Here is a 20635-nt window from a genome sequence, read left to right as displayed (position 1 = left end):
GCGACTGAGTTGTCAACTATGTCGCGACTGAGGACAAAAGCGCCCCCAGCAGGACTCGAACCCGCGACACACCGGGTAGAAGCCGGTTGCTCTAATCCACTGAGCTATGGAGGCAGTACACGAGGGATTGTAACGCAGGCCAAAACACAAAGAACACCAAGAGCCGGTTAGGCCTTGAAAACGTTGGAAACGTAGGGTTGTTGGCATGCGTGAAAAACGGTCTGTGCAGGCGGCGTGGCCGTTCTATCTCACCTCAGTGCTTCTTGCGGGCATTCTTGCGGGAACGCTGGGGCAGTTGTTCTCCGGTGAATCGCTTGCGGTGTTGGGTATTCCTGACCCAGGCTGGCCAACCACGTTCGGGCTCCCGGCGGTACGCGGTGCGGCGTGGATGCTGGCGGCGCTGGCCAGCGGCTCGTTCCTCTTCTCCGCGTTTCTGATCCCGCCGAAGCAGGTGGGCAAAGACCTCAACGGGGCGCCGTTGACGGTTGATGGGGTGGTGGCGTCGAGGGTGGGGGCGTGGGCGTCGATAAGCATGATGGCCCTCGGGCTGATCATGATTCCGCTGGTGCTTTCCGATGTTTCGGGACAACCCCTGAAAGACGTGCTGTTTAGCCCCGGCGCGTGGTCAACCGCAATTGACCAGGTCAAAGAAGCCAAGGTGTGGCTCATTGTTGCCGCGATCGCCGCTGTTGTGGCTGTCGGCGGGTTCATGGCGCGCACCTGGTGGCCGCAGGTGGCGCTGTTTCTCGGCTCCGTGCTGGCCATCATGCCGCTGGCCCTGACCGGGCACTCTGCCTCCGGCGGCAATCATGACTTTGGCACTAACTCCTTTATCTGGCACCTGGTTGGGATGCTGCTGTGGGTCGGCGCGCTGATGGCGCTGGTGGCGCACGGGCGCAGGCTCGGGCCAAACATGGAGCAGGCGGTGCGCAGGTACTCCACCATCGCGCTGGTGAGCTTCATCGTCATGCTGGTCTCCGGCGTGGTCAACGCGCTGATCCGCCTTTCACCTGAGCAGCTCACGCAGTACCACTACGGGTGGGTGTTGATTGCCAAGTTTGTGGGCATTTTCGTGCTGGGGCTGATGGGGTTTGTCCATCGGCAGGAGACCATCCCGGCGCTTGCTACCAACCCGCGCGCGTTTGGGCGTCTTGCCGCCGTGGAAGTGCTGCTCATGGCCCTGATTACCGGCTTGGCGGCAACGCTTGGGCGCACCCCGCCGCCCCCGCCGCAGGTATTCAACATCAGCGTGATGCAGGTGAAGATGGGCTATGACCTCTACGAGCCGCTGACGGTGGGCAACTGGCTAACCCTGTGGCGCCCGGAGCTGCTCTACAGCGCAATCGCTCTGTTGTTGGCGGTGTACTACCTCTACCTGGTGCGACGCGTGAAAAATTGGGAGCTTTCGCGCACCCTGTGGTGGCTGGCGGGCTGCGTGACCATCGTGATTACGCTGTCCTCGCGCCTGGGTCTGCACATGCCGGCGTCCTACTCCGCGCACATGACGGTGCACATGATCCTGTCCATGGTGGTGCCCGTATTTATGGTGCTTGGCGCGCCGCTGACTCTGATTCGCCGCGCCTACCCGGAGGGTGAATTCAACCCGCGACTGTGGGCGGAAAGTTTCCAAAACTCCAAGTTCTTGAAGGTGGTCACCTTCCCGCCGCTGAGCTTGGGGCAGTTTGTCACCTTCTTCTACGTGATGTATCTGTTCCCGTCGCTGTATGAGCTGATGATTTCGGAACACGCAGGTCACGTGATTATGAACGGCGTGTTTATGGTCTCTGGCTACTTCTACTTCTGGGAGCTGATCGGCCCTGATGAGATCCCAGGCCGCCCCAGCGCCAAGGTCCGCCTTGCCTGGCTGTGGGTGTCCATGCCGATCCACCTGTTTATGGGTATCTACCTCATGCAGCTGAGCGCCGTGCTGGCGGAGGATTTCTACCGCTCGCTGGCGCTGCCGTGGGAGCCGGACCTCTTGGCGGATCAGAAGGCCGGCGGCGGCATCGGTTGGGCGTCTGGCTCCTTCCCGCTTGTGATTGTCTTCGGCGTGTTGTTCCGTGCCTGGTTGGCTGAAGACCGTGAGGAAACCCGTGAGGTGGATCGCCGCGCGGAGGAAGACGACGATGAGGAGTGGCGCCGCTACAACGAGATGCTGGCGCAATACAACCGCCAGTAAGACGCTCTGACCTGCGCGTTTTCATTAAGTGTGGATAACTTCCGGGTTATCCACAGCTTTTTTCTTTGGGGGTTGGCAAGCAGGCTGTGCCGTGACATTCTGCCCGTGGGTACGCAAAACAGCGTGCTGTAACCGCCGGTAGCTACCGGTCATTGTTTAGAAGGAACATCACGGAAAGGGGGGCTCTTCCATGAGCACCGAAATCACCATCCACGGCAACCTTGTTGCAGAACCCACCATCGCCTGCGTAGGGGAGAAAGGCACTGCGCTGTCCAAACTGCGCGTTGCTTCTTCACGACGCCGCCGTACCGACGAAAAAGACGAGCACGGCAAAGACGTCTGGCTGGACTTTGACCAGCTCTACATTGACGTCAATTGTTGGGGCGACCTTGCTGTCAACGTCAAGGCGTCGCTGTTTCGCGGCAGCCCGGTTGTTATCACCGGACGTTTGGTTACAGAGTCGTGGGAAGAAACCGGCGAAGACGGCAAGACCGTCAATCGCTCAAGGATTACTATGCGCGCATCCCGCGTGGCGTTTGACTTGAGCAACTTCCAGATCAACTCGCGCAAGACCACCAGCGTCTCCCACACGGTAGAGGGCACTGAAGAGGTGCAGGTGAAGTCCCTGGAAGACCTGCTGGAACGCAACAGTCAACCTCGTGAAAGTGCGGAGGACCAGCTGCCGCCGCGCAAACCCATGGCATCGAGTTTTGGTGCGGCATCTAGCGCTGGGTCCAACTCCGACCCCAACGCCGAATCAAGCGGTGATCTCGTCGGTGCCGCGGCAGGGGTTGATGAGGACGGGAGGCCGTTTTAAGCGGCTGGTCTAAACGCCGTCTAAACGCCTGACGTTGCTGCCGCTCTAGCAAGGGCGTGCGTGATGTACCCTGTGGAAAGCATTTCAAGCACTGTTTAACACAAGGGGATACCACGTGGCTGAGTTCATCTACACGATGAAAAATGTTCGCAGGGCCATCGGTGACAAGGTCATTTTGGACAACGTCACCATGGCTTTCTACCCCGGCGCCAAGATTGGCGTCGTCGGCCCCAACGGCGCCGGTAAGTCGTCCTTGCTCAAGATCATGGCTGGCATTGATCAGCCGAACAACGGTGAAGCTTTCCTGCAGCCGGGTGCCACGGTTGGCATCTTGCTGCAGGAGCCGCCGTTGAATGAGGAGAAGACGGTTCGTGAGAACGTCGAAGAGGGCTTGGGCGAGATCTTTGAGAAGAAGCAGCGCTTCGAGCAGATCGCCGAGGAGATGGCCACCAACTACTCCGATGAGCTGATGGAGGAGATGGGCAAGCTCCAGGAGGAGCTGGATGCCGCTGACGCTTGGGAGGTTGACTCCAAGATTGAGCAGGCAATGGAAGCCCTGCGCTGCCCGCCGTCTGATGCGCCGGTGACCAACCTGTCTGGTGGTGAGCGCCGCCGCGTGGCGCTTGCGAAGCTGCTGCTGTCCGAGCCGGATCTTCTGCTTCTTGATGAGCCGACGAACCACCTGGACGCCGAGAGCGTGCTGTGGCTGGAGAAGCACCTGCAGTCCTACCCGGGTGCCGTCCTTGCCATTACTCACGACCGTTACTTCCTGGACAACGTCGCCGAGTGGATCTGTGAGGTTGACCGCGGCCAGCTCTACCCGTACGAGGGCAACTACTCCACCTACCTGGAGAAGAAGGCGGAGCGTCTTGAGGTTGCTGGCAAGAAAGACCAGAAGCTGCAGAAGCGCCTGAAGAACGAGCTTGAGTGGGTGCGTTCCTCCCCGAAGGCACGCCAGGCGAAGAACAAGGCTCGTCTGGAGCGCTACGAAGAGATGGCTGCTGAGGCGGAGCAGTACAAGAAGCTGGACTTTGAAGAGATCCAGATTCCGACCCCGCCACGCCTGGGCAACAAGGTTGTTGAGGTTGAGCACCTGGACAAGGGCTTTGACGACCGCATCCTGATCAAGGACCTGTCGTTCACCCTGCCGCGCAACGGCATTGTGGGCGTGATTGGTCCGAACGGTGTGGGTAAGTCCACCCTGTTCAAGACCATCGTGGGCCTGGAAGAGCCGGATGCAGGCACCGTCACCGTTGGCGACACGGTGAAGCTGTCCTACGTTGACCAGAACCGCGAGAACATCGATCCGGAAAAGACGGTGTGGGAAGTAGTCTCTGATGGCCTGGACTACATCGTGGTTGGCCAAAACGAGATGCCTTCGCGCGCGTACCTGTCCGCATTCGGTTTCAAGGGCGCGGACCAGCAGAAGCCGTCCAAGGTGCTTTCTGGTGGTGAGCGCAACCGCCTGAACCTGGCGCTGACGCTGAAGCAGGGCGGCAACCTGATCCTGCTCGATGAGCCGACGAACGACCTGGACGTTGAAACCCTGGGCTCCCTGGAGAACGCGCTGCAGAAGTTCCCAGGCTGTGCTGTGGTGATTTCTCACGACCGTTGGTTCCTGGACCGCACCTGTACCCACATCCTTGCCTGGGAGGGCAACATTGAAGAGGGCAAGTGGTTCTGGTTCGAGGGCAACTTCGGCGACTACGAGAAGAACAAGGTTGAGCGCCTTGGTGAGGAAGCTGCGAAGCCGTCGCGTGTGACGCACCGCAAGCTCACCCGCTAACGCCTACCCGCTAAGCCTCACGTTAGGCAGCTTTTTACCCCGCGCTGGATTGAATTCGGCGCGGGGTTGTGTTTGGCATGTAGGGTTTAGCGCATGGCAAAACAGGGTGAAGAAAACAACGTCCACGTGTACGAAGTGCCGCTGCGGTGGGGGGATTTTGACCGCTACGGGCACGTTACTAACTCCGCCTACCTAGAGATTGCTCAGGAGGCGCGCCTTGCGTTTGCTCGTGAGTACTTCTACTCGCAGGGCCACGATTTTGCGGTGTTTGTGCGTCGCGTGGAGGCAGACTACATGCGCCCGATCCTGCCCAATACGGCAACTGCGGTGATTGAAACGCACGTTTCGCGTTTGGGCAATACGTCTTTTACTACCCACCAGGAGATCAAGGACTCGCAGGGCAGGGTCTGCTGTGTCGTGGAGTGTGTGCAGGTGACGGTGGATGACGCAACTGCTACTCCGCGTGCGATTACAAAGCAGGAGATCGGCATTTTGTCGCTGACGGCGGCACCGGGTGCGGGGGAGTTGGAGTAGAAACAGGCGTAGTACCAGTGTCACCTATTTCCTTTACGCCGCAAGGCGAGCAAGGGCTTGGGGGCCTTCGCGCGTTGCTGCAGCGCGCGGTGGCCCTAGATCCGCATGCGCTTGCCCGTTTCCAAACGGTGGGCGCCGCGCTCAACGTGTTTGTGACCACGCCGTTTGATTGCATTGTGGCCAGGCGCGTGGCGGGGGAGATCTCCCGCGACGGTGCGGCCGTTTCGGCGGCGGAATTCTTGGAGACGCTCAGCAAGCAGACCGGGCAGACGGTTACTATCGGCCGCCCGCAGGATGCCTCCTGGCCGGGCGCGCTGCCGCCGGTCGAGGGCTTTCAGCTTTGCGACGAAGTGCCGGTCAGCACCGCACGCCAACTCGCGGACGAAGGTAAACGCCTTGCCAAACAATTCTCCGGACCGGCAGGGCCACCGCGCTCGCTTCTCGACGCCACGGTGATCACCGCGAACGCCACCTCCGACACCCCTGTTGAAGTGCCCATGCGCATGATTTTCACCTGCACGTCCATGGGCCTGATTCCGGGGTTTGAGGCGCCAGCACACATCCCACGCCACCTGCGTGTCGCCAGCGCTGGCAGGTGGGTGCGCCTAGACGCACCATACGGCTCCGTGTTTAAAAACGCTGGCCTGAGCCTGCTCTTTTAGCAGTTAGGCAGGGTTGCCCGGCTCTTGGTTGATCATCATGTACGCCACGCGTTGCATGTGGTTCCAGAGTTGGTGGCGGTGGTGGGGCGACAGTTCGTCGTCAGTAAATTGCTCCAACGAACGCCCCATGAGTGCTAGCCAGCGCTCCGCCTCAGCCATGCCGATTTTGAAGGGGAAGTGGCGGCGGCGAAGCATTGGGTTGCCGCGCTTTTCCTGAAACGTGCGGGGCCCGCCCCAGTACTGTTCGAGGAACCAGCGAAGGCGGTCCTCGGCGCCGTCGAAATCATCCTCCGGGTACATGGGTCCGATCAGGTCATCGGTTTTGACCTGATCGTAGAAGCCTTTGACTAGGCGGCTGAAAAATTCGGTGCCGCCGACGTCCTCGTACAGTGTGCGCTTCTGGTCATCGCGCGGTGGTGTTGGGGTGATTTCCACCTCAAGCTCCTTTCTCTTCTTTTCCAAAACCCACAAGCACAGAATCCATAGGTTCCAGCACAACGCCAGCATCGTGCAGGTCTTTCAAAATGCGGTGGTTGATAAAGCGGGCGACGGACCACTGCTGTCCCGGCATCGTCTTTAACGTAACGCGGAAGGATGCATAGGTGGGGTTGAATTCTGAAGGGCCGAGCATGGCTGGCGGGCTCATCACCTGGTCGCGGATCTCCGGTTCCTGGATGGCTGCCTGTGCTGAGCGTTCAATGATTGCGGAGGCCTCATCCGGGTCCGCCATGACGGAAACCGGGATCTGCAGTCGCGCCACGGAGTAGTGGATGGAGTGGTTGCCCACACGGTCAATGTCGCCGTTGCGCACGTGCCACAGCGCGCCGTCCATATCGCGGATAGTGGTTACTCGCAGGGTCATCTCCTCAACATCACCCACAATGTCATCAACCTGGATGGTGTCTCCAACCCCGTACTGGTTCTCCAGCAGGATGAACATGCCGGAGAAGAAATCCTTCACCAGGGATTGCGCGCCGAAACCAATGGCCACGCCCACGATGCCGGCAGAGGCGATCAGTGGCGCTACGTTCACGCCAAGCTGATCAAGCACGGCCAGCAGCGCCCACGTCCACACAATAATGGCGGCCACTGAACGGGCCACGTTGGACAGGGTTTTCAGGCGCTGTCGGCGTCGGCTTTCCTGCGCACGGCCCTGCGGGGTGTCTGGAATTTCGCGTGTGCGCAAAAGGCCGGGGTTGTTCATCCTGGCATTCGTGGCGCGGCGGATCAGGTGCGCTGCAACCCGGTCAAGGATGAACGCGACGACGAGGATGAGCGCGATTTTCAGGGGCCGTTCGAGCACTAGCTCGCGCGTGGCGGGGTCGTTCCACCACGTGGAGACCCCTTCTACTGCTTCTTCGAGGTTTTCTGCGGCTGCTGATATGTAGGTGGTGTTCATCAGGCCCACAGTCTACGCGAGTGGGGAAGGTGGGCGTGCATATAAATCGTCGATAATGAACAGCTTGGTCTAGTTTGTGGCTACGATGCTTGGCATGTCTACCAACACGAGCAATCCAGGCCCGTCGACCGCAGCGATCCACGCAGGCTACGAACCCGATAGCCTCTACGGGCCGATCAATACGCCCATCTACGCTTCCACTACGTTTGCACAGAACGGTCTAGCGGAATTGCGCGGCGGCTATGAATACACCCGCGTTGGAAACCCAACGATCACCGCGCTGGAGAAGTCCGTTGCGGCACTTGAGGGTGCTGACTTTGCCGTTGCGTTTGCATCCGGCATGGCCACGGTGGATGTGGTCTTGCGTACCCTGCTGAAACCCGGCGACCACATCGTGGTCTCCAACGATGCTTACGGCGGCACCTACCGCCTGATCCAGCAGGTGTTTTCCCTCTGGGGCGTGGAAAACACCGTGGTGGACATGACCAATGCCGAAGAGGTTGGTGCGGCGGTTCAGGACAACACCAAGGTGATCTGGGTGGAGACCCCGACGAACCCGCTGCTGTCCATCGTGGACATTGAGGCGGTGGCCAAGGTGAAGGGGGGCGCTGCGTTGGTGGTGGATAACACGTTTGCTTCGCCGTACCTGCAGCGCCCGTTCGAGTTCGGTGCGGACGTGGTTTTGCACTCCACTACCAAATACATCGGTGGGCACTCCGACGTGATCGGCGGCGTGGTTTGCGGCAAGGATGATCTGATCGAAGGCTTTGAGGAGCAGCTGCGCTTCTTCTTCGGCTGGGTTGGTGCGATCCCATCGCCGTTTGATACGTACCTCACGGGCCGTGGCTTGAAGACGTTGCCGGTGCGCATGGAACGCCACTGCGACAACGCCGAGGCTGTGGCCAAGTACCTTGAGGGGCGCAAGGAAGTTGCCCGTGTGTGCTACCCGGGACTGGAGTCTCACCCTGGCCACGAGGTGGCGAAGAAGCAGATGCGTCGCTTTGGTGGCATGGTTTCCGTGCTGTTCCAAACTGAAGAGCAGGCCAAAAAGTTCTGTTTGTCTACACAGCTCTTTTGTCTCGCGGAGTCCCTCGGCGGTGTGGAGAGTTTGCTTGAGCACCCGGCGACCATGACGCATGTATCCGTGGCCGGTTCCGCGCTTGAGGTGCCTGGTGAGCTGGTGCGTATCTCCGTCGGCATTGAGGATGAAGCTGACCTGATTGCGGACCTGGAGCAGGCATTCGCGCAGCTTTAGGCGACACCCCTGGGTGGGTGTCTTCTAAGTTGCTTGCTGGGGATTCTGTAGCTACGTTTAAGCATGCAGAAAGACTTATATCCCAGGAGGCTTGACGGTGGTCAAGAAACCCGCGTATATGGTTATTGCCGATGCGTTGCGGGCCAGAATTGAGACGCATGAGCTTGCCCCCGGTGACAGGTTGCCGTCGGAACGCGAGCTGGTAGAGCAGTTTGGGGTGGCGCGCATGACAATCCGCCACGCACTGGACATAATCCAGGCGGAAGGGCTGATTGAGCGCCGCCGTGGCCGCAACGGCGGCACGTTTATCCGCGCCACCCCGCCAGTGTTGGAGTTGAACTCTGGGGTGGGATTTGAAGAGCACTTTGCCGCTGAAGAAAGCGGGGTAACAAGCACAACTCGCAGCTTGGCCCTCGTGCCCGCGCCGCATTCTGTGGCTAACGCATTCAAGGTGGAACCCGGTTTCGAGGTCACTGAACGCCAGGTGGTGTTCTCCTCCGAAAGTCATCCCTTGATGTTTGCCACGTGCTACACGCTGCCGGGGCGAACGCGCGAGCACATCTCGCCCGGTGCTTTGTGGTGGGAAGACATTTTGACGGCAACGCGCGCCTCGGACTGTGAGAGCGAGGCGCTGGGCCTTAGCGCCAACGCGGTGGTCCAACGCGTAACTCGCAGCATGTTTGTTGGCGATGATCTGACAGAATTCAGCCTCATCGCCATCCGGCCGGATGCCGCAAAGTTGCGCGCGGTCAATACCGGCTAGCTACTTATTTGCTTCAGCGTCCACCGTGCGGTTGCGCAGCTTACGCGCCGTGCGGTCCTGGCCTTCGGCTACAACGCGCTTCAGGCCGGAGGGCACCTGTGGATCATTAAGCAAGGCATTGGCCTTATCCACGCTTACCTGATCCACAGCCCAACCCGGGTACATGCCCTCAAGGGTGCGCTGCGCCATCTCATTGGTCAGTCGGTCCCATAAGCCAGGGGCGATGCGGAAGTAGTCCTCTGCCAAACCTTCCAAACCTTCGTCGGTGAAGGTGAGACCATCCATGAGATAGCGGGCCTCAAGGTTGGTCAGGTCCTCTTCAACAAGCTTCTTCCACGCCCACGCCTTGTCAGCAACCGCACGCACGCGCAGGCGAGAGATCGCGCCCTCGGAAGAGTCGTCGCGCTCTTCATCAGCAGCAGACGCCGGCAGCTGGCCAGCCGCAACCAGGGTGGTGATGGCAAGCCAACGCACCTCCTGGTTGTCGGAGGATTCCAGCAACTGCTTGAAGTAGGCCACCGTCTCATCGTTGGGCTGCAGGCGCGCCAGCGCACGATCAGAAATTGCACGCGGCTCAGCACCACGGAAAGCGTTGTTGAGCAGGTCGAAGCCCTCGGTCTGCCAGGACGGTTCCACAAACCCACGCACCGCAGCGGTGCCCTGCGCAAACAGGCGCTCCTGCACACTCGGGTGCGTCTCCGCAGGCGCAAAGCGCGCCACCAGGCGCACAAACTCACGAGCCGGCAGGACACCGTCGCGGGTGGCCTCCCACAGGGACGACCACACCAGGGTGCGCGCCAGCGAGTCCTCGATGTCGCCCAGGTGTTCCAGCGCGAAGCGAGTGTGCTCGTCGCTTAAGCGCATCTTGCAGTAGGTCAGATCCTCATCATTCACCAGTGCCAGGTCGTGCTCCACGCCAGCCAGCTCAGGGATCTCCGTGCGCTCACCGTGGATGTCGGTTTCTACCTGGTGGGTGCGGCGCACGGTGCCGTCGACAAGCGAGTAAAGCCCCACGCGAACGCGGTGCGGGCGCAACACCTCAGACTCCTGTACCACCGCAAAGCCATCGGACGTATCCGCACGCAGAGTGGATACACCCGTGGTGCGCAGCCACGCGTCGGCCCAGTCGGACAAATCGCGGCCCGAGGCCTGCTCAAGCGCGCCAAGCAGATCATCGAAGGTGGCGTTAGCAAACGCGTGGTTGTCAAAGTGCGTACGCACACCTGCGAAGAACTCCTCGTAGCCCACGTATGCCTGCAGCTGCTTTAACACGGACGCGCCCTTGGCGTAGGTAATGCCGTCGAAGTTCTGCTCCGCGGTCTCAATATCCGGGGCATCTGCGGCGATCGGGTGGGTAGTGGGCAGCTGATCCTGCTGGTACGCCCACGCCTTCTCCACAGCGGCAAACGTGGTCCACGCCTCCGAGTACTCGCCGATGCCCACCTGAGCGGTGGCGGCGGACCAGGTTGCGAAAGACTCATTGAGCCACAGGTCATCCCACCACTGCATAGTCACCAAATCGCCGAACCACATGTGCGCCATCTCGTGCAGGATCGTGTCGTTACGACGCTCAAGGCGGTACGGCGTCGGCTCCGAGGTGAAGATGTACTCATCGCGGTACGTCACAGCACCCACGTGCTCCATCGCGCCCATGTTGTACTCCGGGCAGAAAATCTGGTCGTACTTATCACCAAACGGGTAGGTGCGGCCGAAGTTGGCGTGGTAGAAATCGAAGCCGTCCTTCGTCTGACGGAACAGGCGCTCCGAATCCATGTGCGGGATCAGGCTGGCGCGCGCGTACAGCCCAAGCTCGATCGTGCGCTCCTCACCGTTGTCACCGGTGCACGTGTAGGTGTCCGTGACGCGCTCGTACTCGCCAGCCACAATCGCAATCAGGTAGGTGGACAGCGGGTAATCAATTGCGGTGGTCCACGTCTTGGTGCCGTCGCCGTTGTCGGTGACCTCAACCGCCTCGTTGAGCACCACGGTGTACGCCTCAGGCGCGGTCACCGCAATGTCGTAGGTGGCCTTCAGATCCGGCTGGTCAAAACCAGCAAACACCTTCATCGCCATCGCCGGCTCAAACTGGGTGTACAGGTAGTCTTTGCCATCCACCGGGTCGGTGAACTTGTGCAGGCCCTCACCGGTGCGGTTGTAGGTGATGGTGGCGTTGACGGTGAGCTCGTGCGCGCCGCTGACAAGCATAAGCTCATTGCCGTTGGTAGGGGCGCCGTCGAGGGTTGCCTCGAACTCATCCGCCACCAGGTCAAAGTGGGTCTGACCTGCCTTGGAGTCAAACTTGACCACCGTGCGGGAGGTGAACTGCTCCTTGCCGGTCACATCCACGTGGATGTTGTAGTGGACGTTATCAATCAGTGCTTTACGCGTTTGCGCATCATCGCGCGTGAGATTTGTTTTCATAGGCGCCACGCTACTGAACATCGCTACAGTGGGCCGCATGAGCCTTACAAAAGTTACCTTTTATTTCGATGTTTCTTGCCCTTTTGCCTGGCTGACCTCCCGCTGGATGAAGGAAGTGGAAAAGGTCCGCGATGTTGAGGTGGAGTGGGTGCCCATGTCGCTCGCAGTTCTTAACGACGGTCGCGACCACCTCCCCGAAGCCTACAAAGAAGCGATGAAAGCGAACTGGGGTCCCGCGCGTGTCTTTGCCAAGGTGAAGAACGAAAAACCCGAGATGGTTGACGCGCTGTACACGGCGATGGGTACCAAGATTCACGTGGAAGGCCAAGACCACAAGCAGGGCTTCGGCGCCTATGACGAGATCATCCGCGCAGCCCTTGCGGAGGTTGGCCTGCCGGAAGACTTTGCGGAGGCAGCCAACGTTGACGGCGACGATGCCCTGCTGCGCGGCTACCACCAGCAAGCGATGGATGCCGTTGGGGACGACGTGGGCACTCCGGTGCTCCAGCTTGGCGACACCGCCTTCTTCGGCCCCGTCATCACCCGCGTACCCACCGGCGAAGACGCAGGCGAAATGTTCGACCACGCCGTCGGCCTGGCGAAGTTCCCGTACTTCTTTGAAATGAAGCGCTCCCGCACCGAGAACCCGCAGGTGCGCTAGTTTTTGGCCTGGCTAGCGCTAGGTTTGTGCTTGGTTTGCGCTGGATCGGCGCTTGTCCGGCGGGTGTCCGGGGTACGCTTGTGGGCATGCGTATTTACCTTGGAGCAGACCACGCCGGATTCGAGCGAAAGAACCAGATCAAAGCCCACCTTGAGGCCCAGGGCCACGAGGTAACCGACTGCGGCGCCCACGAATACGACGCCGCTGATGACTACCCGGCGTTCTGCATCGCCGCGGCTGAAGCCGTGGTGGCTGACCCGGGTTCCCTGGGCATCGTGCTTGGTGGTTCCGGCAACGGCGAGCAGATCGCCGCGAACAAGGTCAAGGGCGCACGCTGCGCTCTGGCATGGAGCGTGGAGACCGCAAAGCTGGCCCGCGAGCACAACAACGCCCAGCTCATCGGTATCGGCGGGCGCATGCACACCGAGGAAGAGGCGCTGGCTATTGTGGACGCCTTCGTGTCCCAGCCGTGGAGCGAAGAGGAGCGCCACCAGCGCCGTATCGACATCCTTGCCGAGTACGAGAAGACCGGTGTGGCGCCGGAGGTCCCGGGCGCCTAAGCGCTGCGGGATTCGAGCGCCGCTCGGGCGCCCGAAATCACGTTTGCAGCTACCTACACCCGGCTACCTGCCGTTTTTATCGCTAGTAGCTGCAAGTAAGTAGCTGCAAACTTTGCTGGGGCATCCCTTAGGCGGGGTGCTCCGTGCGTTATCAACGAACGATCGAGGGGGGATTCACGATGCAGATAAAGATGACCGTGGTCAGCATGGCGTTGGCGGGGGCTGTGTTGTTGGTGGGCGGATGCGTTCCGTCAGAGAAGATCGGCAGCGTTGCTGCCTCGCAATCCGCCGCGGAGGAGAGTCCGCGTGCGTTCTACTTCGAATCGGGTGTGCTGGAGTTTGGTGACTTCGATCCCTATTCGCTTGGCGACTCCCTTTTTAACCCCTGCACCGAAATCACCCCCGAAGAATACGCAGCGGCTGGCTTTCCGGAGATCATCGTGAAAGACGAGGGGCGGACGATGGTCGGACTGAACTCGTGTCTTGTGTCGAGCACCGAAGAGCAGAAGAAGCATGCGGTATCTGTTTCCTTTGATAATGGCAACACAAACCGGGAGATGATCGAGGCCCAGGGGCTTTTGTATCCCGAGTACCGTTCGGAACTCATCCCCGAACTATTCGCATTCGCGGCTGAGGATGGCTACCCAGGTTTCTGTTACACCCAGATTGATACAGCTCGTGGAGGATTCGGCGCTTCAGCTGGTGGTGACGCTATAGATGTAACAACCGAAGAGATGTGCCCACTCGCGATCGAGGCGATGGAACAGTTATTCCGGACGTTTGGTAGCCCGAATGTCCACTAAAGTGTACACGGTTTCTGCTGGCAAATGGCTTTTCTGACTCTAAGATGGTGTCTTACGAAACGTAACCAAAACATTAAATACTTCGGGGGACTTTGAATGAGCCAAGTAGTTCGTTTAGATACAGAGGGGCTAAAGCGGGGGATTTCTCTCCTGCGGGATGAGGCAACATCAGTTCTTTTTACCGGTAGGGGAGGTCTACGAAACATACTCGCAACATTTTCGCAGTTGTCGGGGTTTCGTGAGGCCGGTCAATCGTTGGGAGCTGTTTCGGCGGTCAAAGCGCCGGAGTCTTTTCGAGCGTTAGCTTCACACCTGAAAGATGCCGCGCGTGTTTCCGAGGTGAATCTGAAAAACATGCAGCGTGCCGATGACTCGTTTTCGGGAGCCTTTTCCGCGATCAACTTTGGAAATCTTGATTCGCTGGTCGCGGGGTTGGGGCAGATGGAGGCCTCGCTGGGCCTGGCGAACGCGAAGGCGCCAAGCTTCGCACCTACGGCGCCTGTGGTCGTGCCGCCCATGAGCCTGCGGGTGTTGGAGCGGCTCCTCGCGGCGTCGAACGTGGCAGCCGCGGAGGCTGAGGCAGCGAACTGGACAATGGCAGCCCGCGCGTTGGATGAGTCCGTGATGGCACTGTTCGAGGTGAAGAATTCGTTTTCCACCTCGATGGAGACAGCATGGGTCCAGCGTGGCGACGCGCACGTGAACAAAATCCAACGCGCCGGCAACGTCTACGCTCGCCGTGCAGACGCGATGTCCGCGCACACCACGGCGTTGGGGAGTCTGGCATCGGCAGAGACCGTCATGGCGGCGGTGGCCGCCACGGCAGCCATGGCGCTTCCTCCCGCGATGCGCCCGGCGTATGAGGCGCAATACCTCGCCGTCTTCGCACCTAGGGCAACCTCGCAGCTAGCGGCAACGGTGCCGTCGTTCGCCCAGCTGTTGCCAGACTTAGATCAGCTTTCGGGCAACCCCTTCGACATCCGGGAGGTCAACGCGCCGGACGCCCCATCATTCGAGCGCTCCCCGCTGCCTAAGATCATCCAAGAATCATTCAGGGCGCTCGGCCATGCGGACCTCGCCAGGGCGACCACGCCTAACGACGTCATCAACGCATACGGCAAGGTCAACCCAGATGTTGTTGAGGCGATTAAAGCGGGTGCGACGCAGACGCAGGCGGCGTCGTTGGCGGCGCCGTCGATACCCCCGTCGTTAACCCCGGGAGCAGGGATGGCTGGTGGCGCGCCGGGCAACCTTGCATCGGGTGGTGTTGGTTCAGGTGCTGGCCTGAGCACCATGTCGCCCGGCAGCGTCGGTAGTGCTGCTGCTTCGGCCTCCGTAGCTGGCGGAGGTGCTCCGGCGGGTGGCGTCGCGGGAGGCATGGGACCGTTAGGTGCTGGTGGCAGCAGCCGCGGGCAACAAAGCAACCGTGGAGCGTTGAGCGCTGGCCGGGCAGGCGGCGCCGGTGGAATAGCTGGCGGGCTAGCCGGTGGCGTCGGTGGCTTTGCTGGCGGCGCACCGCTTGCTGGTCCTGGGATAGGTGCTGGTGCAGGAGCATCGCCATTATCGACGAGCACTACCGCAGCACCAGGAGCGCCGGCAGCGCAAGGGCGCGCAACAGCGTTTGCGGGTGGCCCCATGGGCGTGGCTGGCGCAGGTCAAGGCCAGCAAGGCAAGCAGCGTAAGGCCGCGAAGATACAAGCAGTGACCAGCGCGGTTGAGCGTGACGGCAACCTCCGGGCACTGCTAGGGGAGGCGCCGTTGGTGCTGCCGAGTGTCATTGGCAGCAACGTGCGTGAATGAGGGGGTAACAGAGATTATTTGGGGTCGGCGTTGCGTGCCATACGGACAATCTCCACACCGCCCATCAGAGCAAGTCCACCGATGGTGAGCGTGGGGGCGTTCGCGGGGAGTTCTTGTTGGGAGATGGTGACGCTTTTGTCGTCGTGAATCTCGAAGCCGCCCATGAGGGCGTAGCCTTCGCTGAGCACGCGGATATCTTCGGGCACGATGATGCGCACTCCGCCCATCAGGGCAAGCGTGTTAATCCTGGTGTGCGCCTCGGTGAAGCGAGCTTTGAGCAGGTTCAGATCCGTGCCACCCATCAACGCAAGAGAGAAGTGGCTTGGCGCAACAAGCCAGTCGCCGGAGCGTCCAACACCACTCATTACGGAAACGGAGATGGCGCTGCCCCCAGGCTCACCCGTGACCATGGACAGCGCGCGGCTGGTGTTTGCCTTCGGAGCCAACGGTGCGTAAGGCATATTCGCTGGAAGCAAACCGCTAGCGTCCGGCACATCCAAATCAGCGGTGAGGTGGTCAACCTCGTCGGCATAGGTTGCGCCCCACGCTTGCTTAGTACGCAGGTCGAACTCCTCGGTAGTGAGCTGGCCGTCGGCATACGCCGCCGCCAAGGCTTCGGTCGTTGCCTGGCGAGCGGCACTGGAAAGGCGTTTACGAGGTTCGTTTGCTGTGCTCACGTGCTCTAGCCTAAGTGAAAAAGGTGAAAATAGTGGGGTTAGAAGTCAAAGCCGAAGTCGAAACCGCCGCCATCAAAGCCGCCGAAATCGCCCATGCCTTCAGCACCACCGAAATCGCCCATGCCTTCCATGCCACCCATGTCGCCGCCGAAATCGCCAGCCTCAAAGGCCTCCGGCGACGGGGTTCCAGCCATGCCTGCGAACATTGCGGAGTAGAACATCATTGAAGACGCAGCCCACATACCTGTCATCATCGCCGGAGCCCACCACGCAGTGGAGTACCAACCGGCCGGAACAGGACGACCAGCGACGGCGCCGCCAGGGTAGTAGTGCGGGGTAGCCGAAGTAGCCACGGGGGAAGCGGTAACGACGGTGCCGTCTTCCTGGCGGATGGAGCGCTGCTCAGTCACGCGGCCCGCCTGGCGCTGCCCCTCAAGCTCAGGCAGCTGTGGACCTGCAGGAAGCCCCATGATTTCGCGGGCGGCGTTGACGTAATGCAAGCCCTCAAGCGCAGATTCGCGGGCGAGCATCGCCTGCTTGGGGGTGCGTGCGTCCGCAAGGCCGGCAGAAGCTGCGTTGAAGCGCTCGGAAGCGTCAGCCATGGCCTGGGTTGACGCGGCGTCATTACCGGAAATTGTGAGCACCTGGGAGCCTAGGCGGTCGGTCCAGCGTTTGGCGTCCGCCAATGCGTCGTCAAGCGAAATCTGCTCCTGCTGCCGCTGCTGTACCTGCCTGCCGCCTCCGGAAGGAAGCAACACCACAACTGCGCCAACAATGAGGACGATGAGCAAAAGGGTGAGCAAGAATCCTCCTAAAATTCGTTGTTGTTTGGTTCAACGGGTGAACCTGCGCTAAAGTTCCGAGCAGCTCATCTGAGCAGCGTTTAGGCGCATGGGAATGTCGTATAGTGGCTAATACCTCAGCCTTCCAAGCTGAAGACGCGGGTTCGATTCCCGTCATTCCCTCCAAGAAAAAGCCCCTCTGACCGGGGCTTTTTTGTTTTTTCGCCACCCGTTGCTATCTCTTATAAGCACGGGTATTAAAATGACCCGACGTGAGTTTTTCACGACTCACGGGGCGTGGCGCAGTTTGGTAGCGCACCTGCTTTGGGAGCAGGGGGTCGCAGGTTCAAATCCTGTCGCCCCGACAAGGTTTTTATAACCGTTCAATCGATTTAGTACAGGAGTTATTCGTGAAGACAAACGTCGAGAAGCTCAGCGACACCCGAGTCAAGCTGGACGTCTCCGTCCCCTTCGACGAACTGGGTCGCGAGATTGACCAGGCGTACAAGGCAATTGCACAGCAGGTCAACATCCCGGGCTTCCGTCGTGGCAAGGCTCCTCGCCAGCTTATCGACGCTCGATTTGGCCGCGGCCCAATCCTGGAGCAGGTAGTCAACGACATGCTGCCGTCCCGCTACGACCGTGCGCTGTCCGAGAACGAGCTGAACCCGCTGGGTCAGCCGGACATCGAGATCACCAAGATCGAAGACAACGACGTTGTTGAGTTCACCGCTGAGTTCGACGTACGCCCGGAGATTGAGGTTCCGGACTTCTCCAAGATTGACGTGACCGTCCCAGCCCGCAAGGTTGACGACGAGGCTGTGGACAAGGAGCTCGACGATCTTCGTGGCCGCTTCGGCGAGCTGAAGGACACCAAGCGCAAGCTGAAGACCGATGACTTCGCTGTGATCGACGTTGAGGCAACCGTTGACGGTGAGAAGCTCGACGAGGCTTCCGCAGAAGGCCTGACCTACCAGGTTGGCTCCGATGACCTGATCAAGGGTCTTGACACCGCACTGCGCGGCATGAAGACCGGTGAGGACAACGAGTTCACCACCAAGATCGAGTACGGCGAGCACAAGGGTGAAGAGGCCACCGTGAAGGTGACCGTGCAGCAGACCAAGGAGCGCAAGCTGCCGGACCTGGATGACGAGTTCGCACAGCTCGCTTCCGAGTTCGACACCGTTGAAGAGCTGCGTGAGTCCACGAAGTCCCAGCTTGAGGAGGGCCTGAAGGCTCAGCAGGCTGCCGACATCCGCGACGAGGTGCTCAAGGCTGCACTGGCTCAGGTTGAGTTCCCGCTGCCGGAGTCTGTCGTTGATGAGCAGGTGCACAACCAGCTTCACCAGCTCCTGGGTCAGCTGGCACACGACGAGAACGCTCTCGCTCAGCTGCTTGAGGCACAGGGCACCACCCGCGAAGAGTTTGACAAGGACTCCCGCGAGCAGGCTGAAGAGTCTGTGCGCACCCAGCTGTTCCTCGATGCTGTCGCAGAGGCTGAGGCTCCGGAGGTAACCCAGGAAGAGATCACCGATCACATCCTGTTCACCGCGCAGTCTTACGGCATGGACCCGAACCAGTTCATCGCAACGCTGCAGCAGAACAACCAGATCGGCAACCTGTTCGCCGACGTTCGCCGCGGCAAGGCTCTGGCAGCTGCCATCTCCCGCACGTCTGTGAAGGATGAGGACGGCAACTCCATCGATCCGAACGAGTACTTCGGCGAGATCGAGGACGAGGCTGACGAGGCTTCCGCCGACGAGTAAAACTTTTGAGCGCGAGCGCCCCGTGCACCCGATGAGGGTGTGTGGGGCGTTTTTTGTTGTCTGTGGTGAGGTGGTGGCGGTCCGCCGGTGTTGAGCGTGGCGCAGTTTGTAAACGACCCCGGGGTCATTTACAAAACCCCAGGTCGGGTTTGTCACATCCGTAACAAGGCGGCCTCGCTTACAAAAACTCGCGCCTAGAGGGCGGTTGGGGCTCTAGCTGCACCCGCCGGGCTGAAAACAAATGCGAAATCTTTCAGGGCCCTGGGGTTTTGCAGTCACATCCGTAACAAATCGAAATGTTTGCAATGGGGCTAGTGTGTCGAGCGGGACGAAAGAGGGCACAAGTGGGCAAAGGTGCCAAAGGGGTGGGAAGGGGGCGTACGCCGGTAGCGAACGTGGGCGTCGATAGTGAAATGCCCGAGTAAGGTAGTGGCGTTAATAACTAGTGAAAGCAGCGAAAGATTCTAGAAAGGACGCGGCAACAATGACGCAGCCGACTGGCATGAACCTGGGTGACTCGGTCTATGAGCGCCTGCTCCGTGAGCGCATTATTTTCCTGGGCCAGGAGGTGGATGATGAGATTGCGAACAAGCTGTGCGCACAGATTCTCCTCCTGTCCGCTGAGGACCCGACCCGTGACATCAACCTCTACATCAACTCCCCGGGCGGCTCTGTGACCGCGGGTATGGCGATTTATGACACGATGAAGTACTCCCCGTGTGACATCGCCACCTACGGCATGGGCTTGGCTGCTTCGATGGGCCAGTTCCTGCTCTCTGGCGGTACGAAGGGGAAGCGCTACGCGCTGCCGCACGCGCGCATCATGATGCACCAGCCATCCGCAGGCGTTGGCGGTACCGCAGCAGATATTGCGATCCAGGCTGAGCAGTTCGCGCAGACCAAGCGTGAGATGGCGAAGCTGATCGCGGAGCACACGGGCCAGACCTTCGAGCAGATCACGAAGGATTCTGACCGTGACCGTTGGTTTACTGCGCAGGAAGCCAAGGAATACGGCATTGTGGACCACGTTATTGAGCACGCCGCGCAGGCTGGTGTGCACTCCATCGGCGAGTAACTACCCGGCAAGCGACAACGCAAGCAAAATCACAGAGGAGAACTTTTCATGACTTTCCAGATGCCCACCTCGCGTTACGTGCTGCCGCAGTTCCTTGAGGAAACCAGCTTTGGCACGAAGCAGATTGACCCGTACGGCAAGCTGTTTGAAGAGCGCATTGTCTTCCTGGGTACGCAGGTGGATGATACGTCCGCAAACGACATCATGGCGCAGCTTTTGGTATTGGAGTCCCAGGACCCGGACCGTGACATCACGATGTACATCAACTCTCCGGGCGGCTCGTTTACCGCGCTGATGGCTATCTACGACACGATGCAGTACGTTCGCCCGGACGTCCAGACCGTGTGCCTGGGTCAGGCCGCTTCCGCTGCGGCTGTGATCTTGGCTGCAGGTGCTCCGGGTAAGCGTGCGGCTCTGCCGAACTCGCGTGTGCTGATCCACCAGCCGGCAACTGAAGGTACTCGTGGCCAGGTGTCGGACCTTGAGATCCAGGCAAACGAGATTGAGCGTATGCGTCGCCTGATGGAGGAGACGCTGGCGCACCACTCGGGCCGTACCCCGGAGCAGGTTCGCATTGACACGGACCGCGACAAGATCCTCACCGCCGCTGAGGCGAAGGAATACGGGATCATTGACCAGGTCTTTGATTACCGCAAGCTGAACGCGTAGCTAGCAACAACAAAAGCCGCCCGCAC

Annotated in this window: 19 protein-coding genes and 3 tRNA genes; 16 read left to right on the top strand and 6 right to left on the bottom strand. The window is 60.2% G+C overall.

What is annotated here, in order from left to right; genetic code table 11:
• Window positions 1–40: 40 nt before the first annotated feature.
• Window positions 41–114 (bottom strand) — tRNA-Arg (locus I6I71_RS00490).
• Between the two features lie 91 nt (window positions 115–205).
• Between I6I71_RS00490 and I6I71_RS00485 the strand changes: the two genes are divergently transcribed.
• From I6I71_RS00485 to I6I71_RS00465, 5 genes are all read left to right on the top strand, one after another.
• A complete protein-coding gene (locus I6I71_RS00485; RefSeq protein ID WP_201821453.1) occupies window positions 206–2179 on the top strand; it encodes a cytochrome c oxidase assembly protein in 1974 nt (657 codons plus the stop codon).
• A gap of 190 nt (window positions 2180–2369) precedes the next feature.
• Window positions 2370–2996 (top strand): single-stranded DNA-binding protein, encoded by a 627-nt coding sequence (locus tag I6I71_RS00480; protein ID WP_070494301.1) that lies wholly within the window; start codon window positions 2370–2372, stop codon window positions 2994–2996.
• Between the two features lie 115 nt (window positions 2997–3111).
• Window positions 3112–4782 carry an energy-dependent translational throttle protein EttA gene (gene ettA, locus I6I71_RS00475; RefSeq protein WP_201821451.1) on the top strand — a complete coding sequence of 557 codons (1671 nt, stop codon included), beginning with the start codon at window positions 3112–3114 and terminating at the stop codon, window positions 4780–4782.
• A 93-nt stretch (window positions 4783–4875) separates the two neighbouring features.
• A complete protein-coding gene (locus I6I71_RS00470) occupies window positions 4876–5316 on the top strand; it encodes an acyl-CoA thioesterase (protein WP_070494303.1) in 441 nt (146 codons plus the stop codon).
• Window positions 5317–5333: 17 nt separating this feature from the next.
• Complete coding sequence (locus I6I71_RS00465) at window positions 5334–5978, top strand: hypothetical protein (RefSeq protein WP_070494305.1); 645 nt, start codon at window positions 5334–5336, stop codon at window positions 5976–5978.
• Between the two features lie 3 nt (window positions 5979–5981).
• Here the strand turns inward: I6I71_RS00465 and I6I71_RS00460 are convergent, their stop codons facing one another.
• On the bottom strand, window positions 5982–6413 hold the full coding sequence (locus I6I71_RS00460; protein ID WP_236587331.1) for a globin: 432 nt from the start codon (window positions 6411–6413) through the stop codon (window positions 5982–5984).
• Between the two features lies 1 nt (window position 6414).
• A complete protein-coding gene (locus I6I71_RS00455) occupies window positions 6415–7377 on the bottom strand; it encodes a mechanosensitive ion channel family protein (protein WP_201821447.1) in 963 nt (320 codons plus the stop codon).
• A gap of 94 nt (window positions 7378–7471) precedes the next feature.
• Between I6I71_RS00455 and I6I71_RS00450 the strand changes: the two genes are divergently transcribed.
• Both I6I71_RS00450 and I6I71_RS00445 read left to right on the top strand, forming a co-directional pair.
• On the top strand, window positions 7472–8632 hold the full coding sequence (locus I6I71_RS00450) for a cystathionine gamma-synthase (protein WP_052206272.1): 1161 nt from the start codon (window positions 7472–7474) through the stop codon (window positions 8630–8632).
• 97 nt (window positions 8633–8729) lie between these two features.
• A complete protein-coding gene (locus tag I6I71_RS00445; protein WP_236587330.1) occupies window positions 8730–9395 on the top strand; it encodes a GntR family transcriptional regulator in 666 nt (221 codons plus the stop codon).
• Here I6I71_RS00445 and pepN read toward each other — a convergent pair whose 3' ends face one another.
• Entirely contained in the window at window positions 9396–11816 is a 2421-nt protein-coding gene (gene pepN / locus I6I71_RS00440) for an aminopeptidase N (RefSeq protein ID WP_201821445.1), read from the bottom strand.
• 37 nt (window positions 11817–11853) lie between these two features.
• Here pepN and I6I71_RS00435 point away from each other — a divergent pair, with 37 nt between their 5' ends.
• The 4 genes from I6I71_RS00435 (at window position 11854) to I6I71_RS00420 (ending at window position 15640) form a co-directional block, all read left to right on the top strand.
• Window positions 11854–12477 carry a mycothiol-dependent nitroreductase Rv2466c family protein gene (locus I6I71_RS00435; RefSeq protein ID WP_201821443.1) on the top strand — a complete coding sequence of 208 codons (624 nt, stop codon included), beginning with the start codon at window positions 11854–11856 and terminating at the stop codon, window positions 12475–12477.
• Window positions 12478–12563: 86 nt separating this feature from the next.
• Window positions 12564–13037, top strand: coding sequence for a ribose-5-phosphate isomerase (locus tag I6I71_RS00430; RefSeq protein ID WP_052206275.1), 474 nt, complete (start codon window positions 12564–12566; stop codon window positions 13035–13037).
• Window positions 13038–13180: 143 nt separating this feature from the next.
• Window positions 13181–13840: a DUF3558 family protein gene (locus I6I71_RS00425; RefSeq protein WP_201821441.1), complete on the top strand. Its 660-nt coding sequence runs from the start codon at window positions 13181–13183 to the stop codon at window positions 13838–13840.
• Window positions 13841–14194: 354 nt separating this feature from the next.
• Window positions 14195–15640 carry a hypothetical protein gene (locus I6I71_RS00420; RefSeq protein WP_201821439.1) on the top strand — a complete coding sequence of 482 codons (1446 nt, stop codon included), beginning with the start codon at window positions 14195–14197 and terminating at the stop codon, window positions 15638–15640.
• Window positions 15641–15654: 14 nt separating this feature from the next.
• On the opposite strand, the gene I6I71_RS00415 is transcribed toward I6I71_RS00420, so the two are convergent.
• Window positions 15655–16317, bottom strand: a complete 663-nt coding sequence (locus I6I71_RS00415) for a DUF1707 SHOCT-like domain-containing protein (protein ID WP_201821437.1) — start codon at window positions 16315–16317, stop codon at window positions 15655–15657.
• A gap of 38 nt (window positions 16318–16355) precedes the next feature.
• Window positions 16356–17120 (bottom strand): DUF1542 domain-containing protein, encoded by a 765-nt coding sequence (locus I6I71_RS00410; RefSeq protein WP_201821435.1) that lies wholly within the window; start codon window positions 17118–17120, stop codon window positions 16356–16358.
• 90 nt (window positions 17121–17210) lie between these two features.
• Here I6I71_RS00410 and I6I71_RS00405 point away from each other — a divergent pair.
• The 5 genes from I6I71_RS00405 (at window position 17211) to I6I71_RS00385 (ending at window position 20609) form a co-directional block, all read left to right on the top strand.
• Window positions 17211–17285 (top strand) — tRNA-Gly (locus I6I71_RS00405).
• 105 nt (window positions 17286–17390) lie between these two features.
• A tRNA-Pro gene (locus I6I71_RS00400) sits at window positions 17391–17464 on the top strand.
• 45 nt (window positions 17465–17509) lie between these two features.
• Complete coding sequence (tig, locus tag I6I71_RS00395) at window positions 17510–18865, top strand: trigger factor (RefSeq protein WP_201821433.1); 1356 nt, start codon at window positions 17510–17512, stop codon at window positions 18863–18865.
• 484 nt (window positions 18866–19349) lie between these two features.
• The gene (locus I6I71_RS00390) at window positions 19350–19940 is read left to right on the top strand and encodes an ATP-dependent Clp protease proteolytic subunit (protein ID WP_052203269.1); all 591 of its coding nucleotides are present in this window, start codon (window positions 19350–19352) and stop codon (window positions 19938–19940) included.
• A 48-nt stretch (window positions 19941–19988) separates the two neighbouring features.
• On the top strand, window positions 19989–20609 hold the full coding sequence (locus tag I6I71_RS00385; protein WP_052203270.1) for an ATP-dependent Clp protease proteolytic subunit: 621 nt from the start codon (window positions 19989–19991) through the stop codon (window positions 20607–20609).
• Window positions 20610–20635: the final 26 nt, after the last annotated feature.

Source organism: Corynebacterium riegelii (assembly GCF_016728505.1).
Lineage (GTDB): Bacteria > Actinomycetota > Actinomycetes > Mycobacteriales > Mycobacteriaceae > Corynebacterium > Corynebacterium riegelii.
The sequence above is the reverse complement of the archived record's forward strand: the minus strand, read 5'-3'. Positions and strand labels throughout refer to the sequence as shown.